This window comes from Paenibacillus oleatilyticus (assembly GCF_018998565.1).
In the GTDB taxonomy this organism is placed as follows: domain Bacteria; phylum Bacillota; class Bacilli; order Paenibacillales; family NBRC-103111; genus Paenibacillus_G; species Paenibacillus_G oleatilyticus.
In genome coordinates this window covers 104,823-121,038 of the sequence record NZ_JAHNZO010000006.1, presented here as the reverse complement: position 1 = coordinate 121,038, position 16,216 = coordinate 104,823, and the positions used below count along the sequence as shown (strand labels likewise).

Annotated in this window: 21 protein-coding genes and 1 pseudogene; 16 read left to right on the top strand and 6 right to left on the bottom strand. The window is 33.0% G+C overall.

Features of this window, described 5'->3' with window-relative positions; all coding sequences use genetic code 11:
- Window positions 1-88 precede the first annotated feature (88 nt).
- Window positions 89-625: a CPBP family intramembrane glutamic endopeptidase gene (locus KQX66_RS09840; RefSeq protein WP_216792277.1), complete on the top strand. Its 537-nt coding sequence runs from the start codon at window positions 89-91 to the stop codon at window positions 623-625.
- 4 nt (window positions 626-629) lie between these two features.
- Window positions 630-854, top strand: coding sequence for a hypothetical protein (locus tag KQX66_RS09835; RefSeq protein WP_216792276.1), 225 nt, complete (start codon window positions 630-632; stop codon window positions 852-854).
- 153 nt (window positions 855-1,007) lie between these two features.
- On the opposite strand, the gene KQX66_RS09830 is transcribed toward KQX66_RS09835, so the two are convergent.
- Together KQX66_RS09830 and KQX66_RS09825 are read right to left on the bottom strand one after the other, a co-directional pair.
- Complete coding sequence (locus KQX66_RS09830) at window positions 1,008-1,640, bottom strand: hypothetical protein (RefSeq protein ID WP_216792275.1); 633 nt, start codon at window positions 1,638-1,640, stop codon at window positions 1,008-1,010.
- Window positions 1,641-1,652: 12 nt separating this feature from the next.
- Window positions 1,653-1,985 (bottom strand): helix-turn-helix domain-containing protein, encoded by a 333-nt coding sequence (locus tag KQX66_RS09825; RefSeq protein WP_253957067.1) that lies wholly within the window; start codon window positions 1,983-1,985, stop codon window positions 1,653-1,655.
- A 111-nt stretch (window positions 1,986-2,096) separates the two neighbouring features.
- Between KQX66_RS09825 and KQX66_RS09820 the strand changes: the two genes are divergently transcribed.
- The 3 genes from KQX66_RS09820 to KQX66_RS09810 all read left to right on the top strand — a co-directional run bounded on the left by KQX66_RS09820 (window position 2,097) and on the right by KQX66_RS09810 (window position 3,469).
- Entirely contained in the window at window positions 2,097-2,291 is a 195-nt protein-coding gene (locus KQX66_RS09820; RefSeq protein ID WP_216792273.1) for a hypothetical protein, read from the top strand.
- A 116-nt stretch (window positions 2,292-2,407) separates the two neighbouring features.
- On the top strand, window positions 2,408-3,241 hold the full coding sequence (locus KQX66_RS09815) for a hypothetical protein (protein WP_216792272.1): 834 nt from the start codon (window positions 2,408-2,410) through the stop codon (window positions 3,239-3,241).
- A 30-nt stretch (window positions 3,242-3,271) separates the two neighbouring features.
- Window positions 3,272-3,469, top strand: a complete 198-nt coding sequence (locus KQX66_RS09810) for a hypothetical protein (protein ID WP_216792271.1) — start codon at window positions 3,272-3,274, stop codon at window positions 3,467-3,469.
- Between the two features lie 51 nt (window positions 3,470-3,520).
- Here the strand turns inward: KQX66_RS09810 and KQX66_RS09805 are convergent, their stop codons facing one another.
- The gene (locus KQX66_RS09805) at window positions 3,521-4,102 is read right to left on the bottom strand and encodes a hypothetical protein (RefSeq protein WP_216792270.1); all 582 of its coding nucleotides are present in this window, start codon (window positions 4,100-4,102) and stop codon (window positions 3,521-3,523) included.
- A 101-nt stretch (window positions 4,103-4,203) separates the two neighbouring features.
- Here KQX66_RS09805 and KQX66_RS09800 point away from each other — a divergent pair, with 101 nt between their 5' ends.
- From KQX66_RS09800 to KQX66_RS09790, 3 genes are all read left to right on the top strand, one after another.
- A complete protein-coding gene (locus KQX66_RS09800) occupies window positions 4,204-4,638 on the top strand; it encodes a hypothetical protein (RefSeq protein ID WP_216792269.1) in 435 nt (144 codons plus the stop codon).
- A 77-nt stretch (window positions 4,639-4,715) separates the two neighbouring features.
- The gene (locus KQX66_RS09795) at window positions 4,716-4,949 is read left to right on the top strand and encodes a hypothetical protein (RefSeq protein ID WP_216792268.1); all 234 of its coding nucleotides are present in this window, start codon (window positions 4,716-4,718) and stop codon (window positions 4,947-4,949) included.
- 1 nt (window position 4,950) lies between these two features.
- Window positions 4,951-5,274 carry a hypothetical protein gene (locus tag KQX66_RS09790; RefSeq protein ID WP_216792267.1) on the top strand — a complete coding sequence of 108 codons (324 nt, stop codon included), beginning with the start codon at window positions 4,951-4,953 and terminating at the stop codon, window positions 5,272-5,274.
- Window positions 5,275-5,299: 25 nt separating this feature from the next.
- Here the strand turns inward: KQX66_RS09790 and KQX66_RS09785 are convergent, their stop codons facing one another.
- Window positions 5,300-5,653 (bottom strand): RhiA family protein, encoded by a 354-nt coding sequence (locus KQX66_RS09785; protein WP_216792266.1) that lies wholly within the window; start codon window positions 5,651-5,653, stop codon window positions 5,300-5,302.
- 107 nt (window positions 5,654-5,760) lie between these two features.
- Between KQX66_RS09785 and KQX66_RS09780 the strand changes: the two genes are divergently transcribed.
- From KQX66_RS09780 to KQX66_RS09745, 8 genes and pseudogenes are all read left to right on the top strand, one after another.
- On the top strand, window positions 5,761-7,017 hold the full coding sequence (locus KQX66_RS09780) for a Gabija anti-defense Gad2 family protein (RefSeq protein WP_216792265.1): 1,257 nt from the start codon (window positions 5,761-5,763) through the stop codon (window positions 7,015-7,017).
- 228 nt (window positions 7,018-7,245) lie between these two features.
- Window positions 7,246-7,440: a hypothetical protein gene (locus KQX66_RS09775; protein ID WP_216792264.1), complete on the top strand. Its 195-nt coding sequence runs from the start codon at window positions 7,246-7,248 to the stop codon at window positions 7,438-7,440.
- 86 nt (window positions 7,441-7,526) lie between these two features.
- Window positions 7,527-10,091, top strand: a complete 2,565-nt coding sequence (locus tag KQX66_RS09770) for a PHP domain-containing protein (RefSeq protein WP_253957045.1) — start codon at window positions 7,527-7,529, stop codon at window positions 10,089-10,091.
- A gap of 259 nt (window positions 10,092-10,350) precedes the next feature.
- The gene (locus KQX66_RS38090) at window positions 10,351-11,118 is read left to right on the top strand and encodes an NUMOD1 domain-containing DNA-binding protein (protein ID WP_216792263.1); all 768 of its coding nucleotides are present in this window, start codon (window positions 10,351-10,353) and stop codon (window positions 11,116-11,118) included.
- Window positions 11,119-11,151: 33 nt separating this feature from the next.
- Window positions 11,152-12,543 carry a helix-hairpin-helix domain-containing protein gene (locus KQX66_RS09760; protein WP_253957044.1) on the top strand — a complete coding sequence of 464 codons (1,392 nt, stop codon included), beginning with the start codon at window positions 11,152-11,154 and terminating at the stop codon, window positions 12,541-12,543.
- 328 nt (window positions 12,544-12,871) lie between these two features.
- Window positions 12,872-13,531 carry a hypothetical protein gene (locus KQX66_RS09755; protein ID WP_216792262.1) on the top strand — a complete coding sequence of 220 codons (660 nt, stop codon included), beginning with the start codon at window positions 12,872-12,874 and terminating at the stop codon, window positions 13,529-13,531.
- Between the two features lie 268 nt (window positions 13,532-13,799).
- The gene (locus tag KQX66_RS09750) at window positions 13,800-15,404 is read left to right on the top strand and encodes a recombinase family protein (RefSeq protein WP_216792261.1); all 1,605 of its coding nucleotides are present in this window, start codon (window positions 13,800-13,802) and stop codon (window positions 15,402-15,404) included.
- A 19-nt stretch (window positions 15,405-15,423) separates the two neighbouring features.
- A pseudogene (locus KQX66_RS09745) lies at window positions 15,424-15,681 on the top strand (peptidylprolyl isomerase); the annotation flags it as partial.
- Between the two features lie 68 nt (window positions 15,682-15,749).
- Here the strand turns inward: KQX66_RS09745 and KQX66_RS09740 are convergent.
- Together KQX66_RS09740 and KQX66_RS09735 are read right to left on the bottom strand one after the other, a co-directional pair.
- Window positions 15,750-15,944 carry a hypothetical protein gene (locus tag KQX66_RS09740; RefSeq protein ID WP_216792260.1) on the bottom strand — a complete coding sequence of 65 codons (195 nt, stop codon included), beginning with the start codon at window positions 15,942-15,944 and terminating at the stop codon, window positions 15,750-15,752.
- 35 nt (window positions 15,945-15,979) lie between these two features.
- Window positions 15,980-16,147 carry a hypothetical protein gene (locus KQX66_RS09735; RefSeq protein WP_216792259.1) on the bottom strand — a complete coding sequence of 56 codons (168 nt, stop codon included), beginning with the start codon at window positions 16,145-16,147 and terminating at the stop codon, window positions 15,980-15,982.
- Between the last annotated feature and the right edge of the window lie 69 nt (window positions 16,148-16,216).

Genomic DNA, 16,216 nt, shown 5'->3' with positions numbered 1-16,216 from the left:
TATTAAAAAGTAATAAGACAGTGAAAGGGAGATTCTCATAAATAAAAAACTTTTGGTATTATTGATTTTCTTTATGCTACTTTGGACCATGGCTGCTTATCCAAGTAATTACACTATTGTTTTATTTCCGCTTATAAACTTTATAGCAATTTGTTTTGCTTTCAGAAACGAAATAGTAGAATTTGATTTTAACAAATACATAAAAGATAGATATTTTTGGATATTAACTTATCAAACCTTGATCATTGGAGCTATTGGGCAAGCAATCGCAAATATTGCTATTCAATTGATCGGAATCAGCTCGCCAGACATTAGTTTTGCATATCACATGGTTGCTGCTCCTGTAATGTCTGTAATATTTTCATCAGTAAACGAAGAGATCATCTACAGAAAAGTCATATTCGGATACTTAGATAAAAAGTTTGGATTTTGGGCTGGAGCTGTGTTGAGTTCTCTGATCTTCGCATTGAGTCATTACAATTACGCTGGCTGGATTGGATTTCTTGCCATAGGACTTGTTTGGTGTTGGGCTTATAAACGGACAAATAATATTGCAATAAACATTCTTTCTCATATGGCTCTTAACTTAATCTTTTTTATCAAAATAACATTCATGGGAGGATGAATAAGTGACTTCTGAGGCTGCACAGTTTTTTATGGATAGATGTTATGAAGGAAAACAGATAAGATCAATCCATCCATATTTTAATGTTAAATATGAATTTGAAAATAAAAAATATATATTCACAAGAGAATTACTTGATGAAATTATCCAAAGTGGTAAAGTCAAAGCGACATATGTAGGCGATAAAAGTGTTAATCTTGTGGGAATCGAGGGAATGAATGAAAGGTAAAAAGAAACAAGCATACGCTAAGAATTGTTTTGAAAGTTATTATGAGAAGTATGATGAACATCTAATTTCAAAGATAAATAAAAAATACATATTAAGTTGTAGAAAATTAGGATAAAATACTTGTTTTATTGAGAAAAAAAGAACTCCGCTATTTTAAAATAGGGAGATGTACAATTTCTGATACTCATTGATTAAAAAACTTTGTTCCAATTCAAGCTTTTCAATGTTTTTTTGAAGAGCATTTATTACTTCCTGATAATTATTTTCTCTTATATTACGAAGAGCAGTGATGGCCGAATAGTTTTCATCGATTTTGATATCAAGGCGATTGATTCTATACTCGACTTGAAACAATGGTGAAAAAGATGAAGGAGTACCCACATTTAATCTTTTGGCATCTTTTCCAGTATAGTCAGTGAAAAGCAGTATGTTTAGATTCGTAATGTGGGTTAAATCATTCCTCTTTATGATAACATTAGATACCGTCGCAATAAAATTGGTTTGAAATTCTTCAGGTACTTTTTTTATCTCGATAAATTCATTTATTTTTAATGATCCACCAGTATATTCAATGTACTTGACATTTTTAGAATTTAATTCGAATAAATCAATTGATTTTTTGTTTACAAGGTTAAGTTCAATTAAGCAGTTATCATCTTGTTGCTTAAACTTAAAAATTATGACGTAATCAAACACATTCCTTGGAGTTGCATCATAACTTGGAATAGATTTCATTCGAACAATGAAATAATCATCGCCGCCTGTGAAATTATATGTACGAAGCATAAAAGTCTCCCTCTAATTAAGATTATTAATGTATTTCCAGTATCTCATGATTTCATCTCTCTTTTGGCTAGGTGAGGCTTGGACTTCAGCAAAAAATTGCAACAGCTCTAAATCGACTTTTACTGGTTCTTTATGCTGATTAAAATCTCGTCCAACCAATTTATCAAGAGTGATTTCATATAGGTCAGCCAACTTAATAAGTGCTTCAAGATCTGGTTTTCGAGAACCTTGTTCCCAATTTGAATATGTTGTTGGATTGATTCCTATAAGCATGCAGAGATACTTCTGCGTCCAGTTACGTCTTTCTCGTTCATTTCTAAGCTTAACATGTAACTCCATCAGCATCACCAACACATATTATATAGATCCTAAAGAAATATTAATTATTTCAACACAATCATAGGTTTACAACACAATATGTGTTGTGGTATCTTCAAATTGTGGAGGATGATTAAATTGGAACTCAAGGAAAAAATTGATGCTTGTAGAAATTTAGAAACACTTCGATCCCAAGTAATTTATTGGACGCAGCAATTGGATAAAGCCGAAAATGTAGAACAAAAGGAATATTGCTTCAAAAATCTTGAGAAGTTTGTTTCCGAAATGGCTTCCCAAGTTGCAAAATATAAATATAATCATTTGCAGAAGTAATCTTAGTGTATATAAATAAAAGCTTCATGTCTATTTTTTTTAATCATATTAAAGTGTACATTATTAATTTTATAAATAAAAGATGCATCTCAATGAAATTTTGGAGGAATGGTAAGTTGAACGATAAAAAGAAAATAATACTATGCAATAATATATGTGCCAGTTATTTAAATAATCTAAATTGGATAATAAGGCTAGGATATAATGAGAATTATGTAAAAACAAATGTAAGAATTTCGGAAGAAGATATGTATAAATATGATTTTTCAGGTAATGCATGGTTGTTGGATGAAAAGTTTAAAGGTGTTTATGAAGAGCATTCCTATAAAAGATACTTTCTTTATTTAGTAAGAGATTTTTGCAATTTTATTAATGAAGCACTAAGAAGTTTAACTCAAATGAATTACAACATAGCACTGACTCTATTAAGAAAACCACTAAAAGATAATCTCATGCTTATAGAATGGTTGTATGTTAACCCAAGTGAACTAATAGACCGATTACTGTACAAACAAGCAAATGTATATGCCCCGGATCACCTTAAAGAATATCAGAAAAAGTCAATAATTGATAAGGCTGTAAAGAAATCTGGTTGTGTAATTATGTCTTCAGACTCGATTTATAATACGAGATATTCGTCGAATATAGGAAGTCTGGATAATTTCTGGAATAAGAGTTTGCATATCGTCACAACCAGAGGAGAGGGAATTAGAATAACGAGAGATGGGGATTTAAATTATGTTTTCACTGATTTTGAAGAAGCTAAAGAAATTACGAAGATTGTATACATGATCCTACCAACATTACTTTATTACACAGTAGAGATGTGCGAGGATATCTTTTATGGAATAGCTGAACATAAGAGATTGTCTTTTGATTATAGGAAGAGAAGACAATCCAATAGAATTATTAAGTTTTTAGATTTTTCTCAAAAAATTCAATTGCGATAAAGGGCGACTTTCGTCAGGAGAGGAGAAGATATGAATCAAAGGATAAATGCATTTGAACAAATATATCGTCGGTGGATTGGCGGATTCATTAGTGAAACTCGCGCTATGTCTGAAATCCATGAAGTTATGAATCGAAAGTTTGTTACAGTAAACAGCATGAAAATTGTTGATACATCTACGGGAGGGATCATGTATGAAACAGGTTATACAACTTTTAGTTATCGATAAGTCAATAAATAACTCCATTTTATAACAATAAAAACGGAGATAGGTTTTCACCTAACTCCAATTAAGATTCCAATCTTTAAAATCGCCAGCTACAAAGAAATTTCCAAATGTATCACGATTGGGAAAGCCTTCAGGATGTGCTGGGTAAACATTTAGTTCATGTTGACATCTATGACACCAAGTTCTTTTTGAGTCCTGATAAACCCAATAGTTTCCCCTGTTCCAGCATGCGATGCATTTGTAGTGTAAGCGATAGAGTTTAGTTCCGTCTTCTCTTTCTCTAATACCTGTTCTAATAAATTCAGGTTGATCGTCTGTTTCCTTGTATGTAGTTTCTAATTCTTCTTTATTTTCAGTAAACCCTTGAATTAGTTTTTCTTTAATTTCATTCATGTCCGATTCAATCTTATTTATTGTTGTTGGTTCTATTGGTTCAATTTGATTAAAAAAGGCACTGTAGGCTTCACCAATTCTTTGATAATTTTTCGCCATCTCCATGATATCTGAATCTATTCCAAAGAGCTGAAACACATTTTGAATAATCACTAACTTACTTAAGTTATCAGTTTCATTAATTTCAATATCAGCTTTTTTACCAGCCCCGTCATCAATAGAGATTTTTACTTTTAACATGATTCCACCTCCTCAATCATTCATGATACAAAAGATAAGGAGGCCAAACAAGTTAAATGCCAATAAAATTTGAATTTCGTTAGAAAAAGGAGAGTATAAAAATGAATGAAATGGTTAGTAAATGGATGTATAATGCTGGTCAAGATAATGAGAGCTGGCGATGTGATGAAGGAGAATTTGATACAAAAGAAGAAGCGATTGAAGCGGGTCGCAAAAACTTTACAGAGCCAGATGGCTATAAAGATTATGAAGGAGAAAAGTATGAGGGTACTTCATTTAACGTAGGTCAAATATTCTATCCAGATTATTATATTGATGCATGGCATGCCATTGAATCTGCTCAAGAGCAAGCATACGATCAATGTGGTCATTGGGCAGAATCATGGCTTGAAAAAGTAAAAAATGAGGATGAAAAAATGCTAAGTAATATGTTGACAGAGACATTTAAAGAATGGTTAAAGAAGACAAATAATGAACCTCATTTTTTTACAATTAAGAATGTAGAGGCAGTTGAACTAGATTCCAATAAAAACTAGATTTCATAGGGATTAAATACAATTTAATAATCAATGTTAAGAAGTTGCCGAAAAACGAAAAGGAAGAGTTAGTTAATATGAAAAAAGTAAAAGTTACATATTTTAAGCCAAGTGGGAAGTATTATACTGAAGAATTTGTTGAGATTCCTGTTGAATTAAGTGGCTACGATGCATTGCACAAAGAGTTGCCAAAACACCATCGCATTAAAAATATGTTCATGCTCGTTCAGAACAGTGAACCAGACGGAGAAGAGCAAGAACCATATATCGTACCACATCTATTTCATCCTATAGAATCTTGGGGTGAATGAAATGAAAAAATATGATCAGAAGTATATAGTAACAACAGAAAGTGGATCAATACATATTGCATATTTCAGAAAAGGTGAGGATTATGATTGGTGGGAGGAGGAGACAACACAGGATGAAATCAGAGGTATAGTATCTTATGATGAAATTAAGACAGGCTTAAATGAAAAACAAGTAAAACTGCTCAACTGGATGTTTAATTACTGTCGAATTGCAATGCTTAAACGAAACGACGAGCATTCAAATTCAGACATTCAAAAATTAACTAAATACATATATGAGAGATTTCCATCAGAAGCATCACTGATTACAGAATTACTTTTCTGAATACCCATTTGAGTAAAAAGAGAGGCTATAGCCCCTCATCGTTATTATTGCTTGTCTCACGAATGACTATCTTATTACCTTCATAGTTCAGTTCAAGATTGATATCTGTTGATTGAAGATCAAGTGGTTGAATACTCATCAAGTCTTTTTGATTTAATGTTGCACCACTGTTTTCTTTATCAGTAGCCCCTATGAATAAATTATTAGTAAACTGACTATAATCAATATTCCATGTAAGCGTAGAATTTGCTGGTGTATCAAATGTTTTCCAAGCTAGGGAAATTGACGCTATCTGATTCGTATTTGGTACCTGTTGAAATATGACTATACTGGAATCACGATTTGAGTTGTTAATAAAATTGATTGAATAATTAGTCATGGGCTTTCCTCCTCATGCTTCAATAATTTTATTATATCAGTTTTCAAGTGGAAATATAAGCCAATAAAAGTATCATTTTATATAAAAATAAAAAAGGAGAAATGTAAATGTCAAATAATCTTTTGAATGTAGTAGAAGAAGCTGTTAAAAATCATATTGAAACAAGCAATCGAAAATTGTACCAGTTTGAAAAGAATAAACTGTATGACTATCTGGGAACTGCGCTAGTGAATCGACTGAAAATGCATAAATGTTTTATTGCTGGAGGTGCCATTACAAGTCTTTTTACAGGCACAAAAATCAATGATCTGGATATTTACTTTAGAAATGAAGATTTATGTGTTAAATTTGTTGAGGATAGCTGGGAAGATCGTGATGATTGGATTAATATGCTGACCAAGAAATCAATTTTGATGAGAGTGGAAGACAAAGAAATACAAGTGATTCATTTCAATTTTTTTGAAAGTGCTCAAGAAATTTTTGACTCATTCGATTTTACTGTATGTATGGGGGCTTTCGATTTTGAGACAGAACAATTTACTTTACATGAAGAATTCCTAAAACATAATTCCCAGAGAATTATTAAGTTTAATAAAAATACAGCCTTCCCGGTTGTTTCATTGTTAAGAGTTCATAAATACAATAACAAATCTTACACTATTTCAAAGCCAGAATTCCTACGCATTGCAATGAAGTGCATGGATCTGGATATCAAAAACGCGGAGCAGCTAAAAGATCATTTGGGTGGTATGTATGGTATTAATTACGACAAAATTATCAAATTCAGTGAAGGTGAAGAGTTTAGTCTAGATAAGGTAATTGATAAAATTGAAGATTTGTGTCTTGATGAGGATTATTTCAAGAAACCTGAAGAAGTTAAATTTGATGATTTAGATGACGTTATTGATACAATTAAAAAGAAGAACATTAAGATCACAACAATTAAAGATAAAGTATATAAAATTAGATATAATAATACACTTAGTGTATTGGCACTTAAACCAGCGTTTTATGATGAAGTTTCAGGAAAAGAATACATAGAAAATAATAAGTTTTATAAATTTGTTGAAAAGGAAGACAATACATATAAAAGCCATTGGGATAGTAATTTTACTTATAAAATTGGCGAGATTGCAGAAGCAAAAGGTGATTTCCTATACTTCAATGAGAAAAATGAAATTGATAAGTCCTCATATAAATTTAATGGTGCTCTACTTGAAGTGAAAATTGAATATGATGATTTTCAGAAGAAATACGACAATAACATTCTTGCTAAGAAGTGTTTTGTTGTTAGAGAGGTTCCAAAGGATGAGTATATGAAATGGGTCAATGAAGAAGAAGAAGGATGTCCATTTGAAGATTAAGCGAATAAAAGAGTTATTTTACATGAGTTTTGGGGGGAGAAAAAAATTATAGTTTCGGTGGAGATTGAATCCTGCGATAAATGCCCACATGCTGAAGTTAAGAAAGTGTGGACTCCTGATTCATGGGAAGATGTTAGAAAGATTCATTGTAAGCTTTTGAAAGAAGATGTTTATGGTTATTAGACTGGTATGATAAATCAGCCATTCCCGACAAGTGTCCATTTAATAATGAAAGCAAGTGAAAGAACAATTGCATGGGGAGTTGGTCAAATGGAGCAGTGTCCAAATGGTTGTGGAGAGATGACAGAGGCAAGATACAAGGATCTTGAACTTGAGGATGGCAAAGGTAATTCAGTTATGATTACGATCTATTATGAATGGTGTCCAGAATGCTATTTTGAAAATAATATTTGGACAGGTTAATGTCGCTAAAAGGAATCCTTTATAGCTTATATTTAAGTTAATTGAGAACATGGTTATCATACGCCGTGTTTGAAGGAGGTAAATGTTTGGAGAAATGTTGTGGATACATTGGTCTTCATAATCATACTGCTAAGTCCAATATTCGTTTAGTTGATTCAATAAACAAAACAAAGGATTTAATCAAAACAGCAGCGAAACTAAATTATAAAGGCTTAGCGATCACTGATCATGAAGTGTTATCGGCACACGTAGAAGCTATAAAAGTAACGAAAGAAATGAAGAAAAAAGGAGAGATGCCAGAGGATTTTAAGCTTATTCTTGGTAATGAAATTTATTTGGTTGATTCGCTTGAAGACGTTCGTGACAATTATCAGAGTGGAGTTACAAAATTTCCTCACTTTATTCTACTTGCATGCGATTCAACTGGTCACAAACAGCTAAGGGAACTATCCTCAATAGCTTGGAGCAATAGTTTCACGACAGGATTAATGGAGCGCGTACCTACAGAAAAACAAGTGCTCGCTGATATTGTTAATAAGGATAAAGGACATCTTATTGCGACTTCAGCTTGTCTTGGTGGGGAACTAGCTATCAATACTCTTAAATTAATTGAAGAAGAACGAAAAGAAATAAAAGATGCAGAAGCTATTAGTGAATTAAAAGAAGAAATTGATGAATTTATTAATTGGTGCATCAATGTTTTTGGAATAGACAAATTCTTTATCGAATTACAACCAGCATTATCAAAGGAACAGATTACATTTAATCAAAGAGCTATCAAGATTGCCAATTATTATCGTCTAAAGACCATCGTCGCAACTGATTCACATTTTTTAAGACCAGAAGATTTAATTATACATAAAGCCTATTTAAATTCAAAAGATGGCGAGCGTGAAACAGAAAGTTTTTACGAAGCATGTTTTGTTCAAAGTATTGATGAGATTATTAAACGTTTAGGACATGAAGGAAGTCTAACTCAAGAGCAAATCACAGAAGCAATACATAACACATTAATGATTGGTGATATGATCGAAGAGTATGATCTTTTTCATGATCCAGTAATACCCAAGATTGAGTTGCCAGAATTCAATTTAAGACATTTATTCAAACCAGCATATGATAAATATCAATACATAGCTTTGATGGCTAACTCAAATGAAGAACAAGATAGATATTTAATGAAACTTATTGAAGACGGTTTTGATGATAAGTTTCCAAGAAATTTACTCACAAGAGAATATTTTCATAAAATTTTACACAGGATTGACATTGAACTTGAAGAGTTATGGAAGATCACTGAAGCCTTAAAGCAAACAATGTCCTCCTATTATATTACTGTCCGTGAAATTATTAATATTATTTGGGATGATTGTGGAGGGAATAGCTTAGTAGGAATTGCGCGTGGATCAGCAGCGGGTTTCTTGATTAACTATCTACTCGATATTACTCAGTTTAACCCGATGGATTATAACCTTCCACACTGGAGACATTTACATCATTCACGACCAGATATGCCGGATATAGATATCGATACGGAAGGTTCAAAAAGGTTGACAATCCTAAAGGCTTTTAAATCTAGGTTTGGCGAACGCCGTGTACTCAATATTGCAACGTTTGGCACTGAAGGCTCTAAAAGTGCAATACTTACGGCATGTCGTGGGTTAGGTATAGATAACGACATTGGAATGCATATTGCCTCTTTAATTCCGTTCGAAAGAGGTAGCAACTGGTCGCTTTCTGATTGTCTAATTGGAAATGAAGAAAAACAAAGGGAGCCTGTTCAAGAATTTATAAATGAAATAAATAAATATGAAAATTTAAAAGAAGTAGCTCTAAAAATTGAAGGGATAGAAAATAAACGAAGTATTCATGCTGGTGGTATATATATATTTAATGGTGATTTTATTGAAAGCAATGCAATGATGAAAGCTCCAAATGGTCAGTGGATAACTCAATTCTCAATGGGTGATAGTGAATATTTAGGAAATGTAAAATACGATCTTTTGACAATTGAAGCTCTAGATAAAATAAGGGAAACCATGAACCTGTTGGTTGAATATGGAGAAATTGAATGGCAGGGCAGTTTGCGTGCAACATATAACAAATATTTTCATCCTAATACCCTTGAATATGAAAACCCAGAGATGTGGAAAAAACTTGGCGAGGGAGAAGTGATAGATCTTTTCCAATTTAATACTCAGATAGGAATTGAGACAGCCAAGAAGGTGAAGCCATCAAATTTATTAGAAACAGCAGTTGCAAACTCTCTGATGCGACTAATGAGTGATGGAGGAAATGAGCAGCCTGTTGACCAATATGTACGATTTAAAAATGATATCTCTCTTTGGTATGAAGAGATGTCTAGTCATGATCTAAATGAAGAAGACATAACAACCATGGAGAAGTATTTGAAGGATATCTATGGAGTTGCAGATACCCAAGAAGTGGTAATGCAAATAGTTATGGATGAAAAGGTAGCTGCTTTTGATGTAGCATTATCAAATAAATTAAGAAAAGCAATAGCAAAAAAGTCTGAAAAAGATATGAAAGAAGTTCGAGATATCTTTTACAGAAAGGGGAAGTCAGTTGGAGCTTCAGAAGCGTTATTGAATTACGTCTGGAATGTGCAGATCAAGCGACAAGAGGGGTAGTAAATGCTCCACTATGTAGTAATACATAGTTAAAAATGTGGTGAACTTGGAAAAAACAAGGTGTCTTATCAACGTTAGTTCAAGTAGGAAATGACTTGTTAGTGATAAGGCTAACAGGGGAAGCCTAAATCCTTGGAAACGGTGATCCTGTGCCAAGCCCTTGCAGGGAAGGTTAAACGACTATTCCGAAAGGAAGTAGCTTGCAGGTGCGATTCCTGCTTGCGAAGTGCCACACATCCACACCAAAGGAGGTGACAGAGTGGAAGAATGGAAAAGAATATACATAAAGAACAAGAAAACAAATTATGAAATTTCAAATTTTGGAAGATGCAGAAATGTATTTAGACTAGATTGGAAGAATAAAGGAATTCTTAAGCCCAAATATAATAAAAAGAATGGTTACAATCAATATTGTTTAAAAATAAATAATACTGCTTATTACAGATATGCGCACAGATTAGTTGCAGAATATTTTGTTGAGGGAAGTTTACTTCTTCATGTAAATCATAAAGATGGAAATAAGAGAAATAATAATGCAACTAATCTTGAATGGGTTACACAATCCCAAAACATGAAACATGCTTTTGATCATGGATTAGTTCCAACATCCAAAGAAGTGGAGCAATATGATCTAAAAGGAAATTATATTGCAACTTATATATCAATCTCTGAAGCAGCAAGGAAAACAGGAATTAACGTAAGTTCTATAAGTGCAAGTGTTTTGAGAAGAAATATGTTCTCCGGTAGATTTCAGTGGAGATATAAAAATGATTCTCATGACATAAAAGACATTAGTAAGAAGATAGTACAATATAATAATGGTGTCGTAAAACTCACATTGGACGGTCAGTATATTACTGAATATGAAACAATTACAGAGGCATATAAAGAACTGAATAAAATTGATAATGGCATGATTTCGCAGGTTTGCAAAGGAAATAGAAATCGTTATTCTGGTTTCAAATGGATGTATAAAACAAATTATTATGGTGTGGATGAAGATATAGTCTACTCCCACTCAAATTAATGAGTGTTAAAGTACCTCGAAAGAGGGGGTAAAATGGATTCTTTCTCTTTACTACACACCTTGGCATATAGTCTGATAGCTCTTCAAGAACTTAACATTTATTTTAAATATGATCCTCTCTACTGGAACACGGCTTGTTTAACTGTAAATTCAGCAAGCACTGAAGAAGACGAAGACGAGGATGAAGAAGAAAAGAAAAACAAGTCTACAAACTACGGAAAAGTTGCAGCAGCAATAGGCATGATGCAACAGCATGGAGTAAAGATTGGCCTACCTGACATTAATAAAGCTTCATTCGGTTTTAAGCCCGATTTTGAAACTAGACGAATAATTTATGGATTCAAAGGTCTTGTTGGTATTGGAGATGAACTTGCGTCTTTGCTAGTGGCAAACAGACCATATAAATCACTTAATGATTTCATGGAAAGAATGTATGATTCCGGTCAAGTAAAGAAATCTCAGGTATTGCAATTGATTAAGGCAGGTTGTTTTGATTCCTTTGGAGATAGAGTTGGATTGATGAAACAATTTATTGCTTCAAAAATTCATACGTCAAAAGAGAAGCTTACAATGCAAAATTTCAATATGCTTATTGAAAATAACCTAATACCTGAGGAACATCAACTTTATCAGCGACTATACAAGTTTAGAAAATATGTTACCAAAAAGGTGTTTCGAGAAGAGGATAAAAATAAACTTTACAAATTAGATAAAATTTCAACTGATTTTTATTATGAGCAATTTACCAGTGATGGCATTGTTGAATATGAAAATGGGCTACCTATTATCTCAGAGAAAATATTCAAAAAAGAATACGATAATAAAATGAATGGTATAAAGGATTGGCTTCAAAATGAAGACACATTGAGTGATGTAAATCATTATTTATATGAACAAGAGTTTCAAAAGAACGCTTCAGGTAACCTAAGTAAATGGGAAATGGATTCATTATCGTTTTATTATACTGAACACGAATTGAAACATATCGATAAAAAAATGTATGGAATTCAAGACTTTAATTCATTGTCAGAAGAACCTGTTATTATTGGACACTACACTTCAAAAGGAAAGCAAAGACCAAAATTCAAATTAACTTGCATTGCTGGCACTGTTCTTGATCGGAACAAAAACAAACACACGGTCACCCTTTTAACAACTGATGGAGTGGTAACGGTTAAATATTACGACGGTGCCTTTGCTCACTATAATAAACAAGTGTCTAGATCCAAGGCTGACGGCTCAAAAGAAATACTGGAGAAAAGTTGGTTTACACGTGGCACTAAACTAGTTATTCAAGGGTATAGACGTGGATCTCAATTTAAGCCACATAAATATTTTGACTCAAAGGTAAAGCATACAACAATACTTATTTCTCAAGTAAATGAAGATGGGACTATCCTTGTGAAAACTGAACGAACACAATGAAGGAGGTAGAAATGACTCGATTGAGCAATTCACCTTCAAAAATATCAAGGAGTTACTTGGTTTATTTAGACGAAAATTCCGATAAAATCACTCTTTCATTCAGAAATGAGAAAGGAGGTGGTATAACTGGATCGATTTGAATATACAGATGAGGGTGAATCCCCAGAAGAATATTCTATATGTGCAAATAATTTATGTAGAAGAACTTTATTCGTAGGCGATGAAATTTTAGAACACTATGGACTAGTTTGTTGTAGATCATTGAGATGTCTTATAGCAATTACTGAGACAAAAGAAATGATTGCTGAAAATAATGAGGAGTGATTGATTGAGTAATAAAAGTAAAACGAGTGAAGGAAAGAGATTTGAGGAGAATTGGAAGAATAGTTATAAAGATCTGCCTATTTATTATCTTCGTTTGAGAGATGCTGCCAAATGGAATAGAGGAAACAAATCTACATTTACGCCAGAAAATCCGTATGATTGTCTTCAGTTTAGCCCACCGTTTCTTTGGTTATTGGAATTAAAAAGTACAAAAGACGCATCCATTAGTTTTAATCCAATAAAACCATATGAGACACCACAAAACGAGAAGACAAAAGTTATGATTAAACATAATCAAGTTATTGCATTGATGGAAGCTGCAACAAAAGATGGAGTAATTTCAGGGCTTGTTTTAAATTTTAGAGAACGAAATCTTAAGACTAAATCTGAACCCAATATAGTTTACTTTGTACATATTAATGACTTTTTAATATTCGCTGAAGAGAGCAAAAAGTCAACAATAAATAGAGATGACTGTGAAAACATTGGCATTCAAATTAATTATCTAAAAAAGAAAGTTAATTATACATATTTGATTAGTGAATTTGTAGAACATTCATCCGAAATTTATTTGAGAAAAAATTATATCGATATTTCAAAATTGAAAAGGAATCATGAGTGGATAGGAAGCTTAATTCAAAAAATTTCAGTAAAGGAAGACTAGATCATTAATAGTCTAAGGTGAAAAGTGTTGGAGCCAGTTTTTTTTAATGAAGAAAAATATAATTATGATCGAGAAAATAGAACACTATCATGTGAGAGAAACAACCACGGATTTAAAGTACTTATAAAATTTAGTGATGATTCTAATGAAATTAATAACTCAATAAAACAGGTAGGAGAATTCTTTGCAAGAGAAATCTTGTAGAGAATTTTCTTTTTTTATTTTATAATAATAATGTAGGCAAAATATGCATATTGGAGGAAATGATATGACAGCTTTTCTAAGGGTTTGGACACTGTATAGGGTATCAACCAAATCTCAATTAACTAATGATGAAATTCCAACACAAAGGACCTCATGCAGAAAATATATTGAAACACAACCACATTGGAAATTAACAAAAGAAGTTAGTGAAAATGGTGTCTCAGCATTTAAGAATAAGGCGATGGACCGAGAACTTCTTAATTACATTTTAGCAGCAGCAATAAACAAAGAATTCGACATTTTATTGATATACAAAGGCGACAGACTTGGTAGATTATTTATGGATACCACGCTATATCTTCTTGAGTTATTTAATAATGGGGTAAAAACGTACTCCACTGTTGAGAATTATCTTAACGTAGAAACACATGCATCCAGATTAACAACCAGTATTATATTTTGGCAGTCTGAGGGAGAAAGTTTAAGCACATCTCAACGAGTAAGTGATTTTATGAGGCAATACAACGAAGAAGGGCAATTCATGGGGGGAACTCCACCATACGGATACAAGGTAATAGATACAGAGATTCCACATCCCAAAAAAGACAAGACGATAAAAGCATTGGCTATTTTTGAGGATGAGGCAATTATTATTAGAGAGATATTCGATCTTGCTTATTACTCTGGATTTGGCTCTGAAAGAATCGCGTCATACCTAAATGAACATAATTATAAAACAAGGGTGGGTGGTGAATGGAGAAGTAATGTCATTGTGAGACTTTTACGAAATTCTGTTTATATTGGATACAAAAGATTTAATACTGTAGACAAAAACAATCGTATAAAAAGCAAGGAAGAGATATTATTGCAACCATTTAATCCATCACTTGTTATGATTGAAGAATATAAGTTTTGGAAGGTTCAAGAATATATCTCGAATAGGTTGACGAGAGATTTTAATGACACAAATAATGCAAATAATCCGACGAAAGGGAGAATGCAATTCACTGGTATTGCTAAATGTGGCTATTGCGGAATTAAATTGAAAGCAGATTATAGTATAAAGTATCATACAAAAAAGAATGGGGAAGTTTCACGCTACAAGGTGCTAAGGTATTCATGTAATAATGCAAAAGACAATAGGTCTCCTCATGAAATAAAATATTTTTCTGCAAAAAAATTTGAAAATATGGTGGAGCAATTAATCATTGAGTTTATATCAAAATTAGACATTAAATCATTTGAGGGACAATCTAAAAAATTCATTCATGATGCTATTAGCAAATTGGGAAAAGAAATTAATCAAATAAAAAATGAAATATTGAAGAAGGAGAAAGAACTAGGGATGCTAAAAGCAGAAGTAACCAAGGTGATTATGGGGGAGAGTAAATTTAGTAGCGAATTATTACAGGAGTTAATTTTAAAAAAAGAAGAGGAAATTAAAAAAGATAAGATAAGACAGAAAGAAATTGAAAATGAACTAAATAGTGCGAAACTGGAAATGACGAATTCAGAAAAACTAAAAGAAGAATTCTTTGAATGGAAGGACAAATACAAGCATGCCCCAATTGAGCAGAAAAAGATGATGTATTCAAAAATAATTAAAGAGTTAAAGTTTAAAAAAGATAATGTATACTTAGATATAGCTCTCCCATTTGAATTGAAATAATTATAGGTACATAATATACCCTATTCCGACAGGCACCGGCGGCCCAGGCTATACGATCAACTGCGAGATCAACCCGAACAAGCATGAGCGCGGAACGCTCGCCATGGCGCATGCCGGCCGCAACACCGGCGGCAGCCAGTTCTACATCTGCTACCAGCCGCAGCCTCATTTGGACGGTCAGCACACCGTGTTCGGGAAAGTCGTCAAAGGCATGGAGCATGTCGATGCGTTCAAAGGTCGCGACAAAATGGAATCCGTTCAAATCGTGGAAGTTTAATCGGTTTCGTGTCTTGACGCGAGAAAACGCCGAAGCCCTGTTAAGCAAAGGGATTCGGCGTTTTTTGATTAGTGGTGTCTTTTTTTCTTAAAGATAAACACATTCTTTTTGATGTTGATTTTCTTCTTGACGATACTTACATTGGAAGCGTTGATTGCGAAGGCATTGCCCTGGCCTGCTCTTGCTTTGCTCGATTGCCAGACGTCGACTTTAATGTGTTTGCTTCTTTTCTTGTCATGTTTTTTGTCCTTTTTGAATGACATGGTCATCACCTCCTTTCCCGAGAGGATAGGGATGATTATACTTTTCGCAGTTTCGGTTTCTTGAATATTTTCACGTTAACCGCATTGCTGGCCAAAGCATTGCCGTGTCTTACTTTTGAGATCGCCTTCTGGAAAATTTTAATGATGACAAACTGATTTTTGCCTACTTTATGCTTGAACGTTTTTACAACCGTCCGGTTCATCGCTTCGTCCTCCTTTGTTATTGGATTCTCTATACTTTATGTCAGAGTTAACAAACGAGTCTCGGCGAA

Bases quoted from the DNA above. Each gene is read 5' to 3' on its own strand.
- KQX66_RS09840 (WP_216792277.1), top strand. From the start codon at position 89: ATGGCTGCTTATCCAAGTAATTACACTATTGTTTTATTTCCGCTTATA.
- KQX66_RS09830 (WP_216792275.1), bottom strand. From the start codon at position 1,640: ATGCTTCGTACATATAATTTCACAGGCGGCGATGATTATTTCATTGTT.
- KQX66_RS09825 (WP_253957067.1), bottom strand. From the start codon at position 1,985: ATGCTGATGGAGTTACATGTTAAGCTTAGAAATGAACGAGAAAGACGT.
- KQX66_RS09810 (WP_216792271.1), top strand. From the start codon at position 3,272: ATGAATCAAAGGATAAATGCATTTGAACAAATATATCGTCGGTGGATT.
- KQX66_RS09805 (WP_216792270.1), bottom strand. From the start codon at position 4,102: ATGTTAAAAGTAAAAATCTCTATTGATGACGGGGCTGGTAAAAAAGCT.
- KQX66_RS09800 (WP_216792269.1), top strand. From the start codon at position 4,204: ATGAATGAAATGGTTAGTAAATGGATGTATAATGCTGGTCAAGATAAT.
- KQX66_RS09795 (WP_216792268.1), top strand. From the start codon at position 4,716: ATGAAAAAAGTAAAAGTTACATATTTTAAGCCAAGTGGGAAGTATTAT.
- KQX66_RS09790 (WP_216792267.1), top strand. From the start codon at position 4,951: ATGAAAAAATATGATCAGAAGTATATAGTAACAACAGAAAGTGGATCA.
- KQX66_RS09785 (WP_216792266.1), bottom strand. From the start codon at position 5,653: ATGACTAATTATTCAATCAATTTTATTAACAACTCAAATCGTGATTCC.
- KQX66_RS09780 (WP_216792265.1), top strand. From the start codon at position 5,761: ATGTCAAATAATCTTTTGAATGTAGTAGAAGAAGCTGTTAAAAATCAT.
- KQX66_RS09775 (WP_216792264.1), top strand. From the start codon at position 7,246: ATGAAAGCAAGTGAAAGAACAATTGCATGGGGAGTTGGTCAAATGGAG.
- KQX66_RS09760 (WP_253957044.1), top strand. From the start codon at position 11,152: ATGGATTCTTTCTCTTTACTACACACCTTGGCATATAGTCTGATAGCT.
- KQX66_RS09750 (WP_216792261.1), top strand. From the start codon at position 13,800: ATGACAGCTTTTCTAAGGGTTTGGACACTGTATAGGGTATCAACCAAA.
- KQX66_RS09740 (WP_216792260.1), bottom strand. From the start codon at position 15,944: ATGTCATTCAAAAAGGACAAAAAACATGACAAGAAAAGAAGCAAACAC.
- KQX66_RS09735 (WP_216792259.1), bottom strand. From the start codon at position 16,147: ATGAACCGGACGGTTGTAAAAACGTTCAAGCATAAAGTAGGCAAAAAT.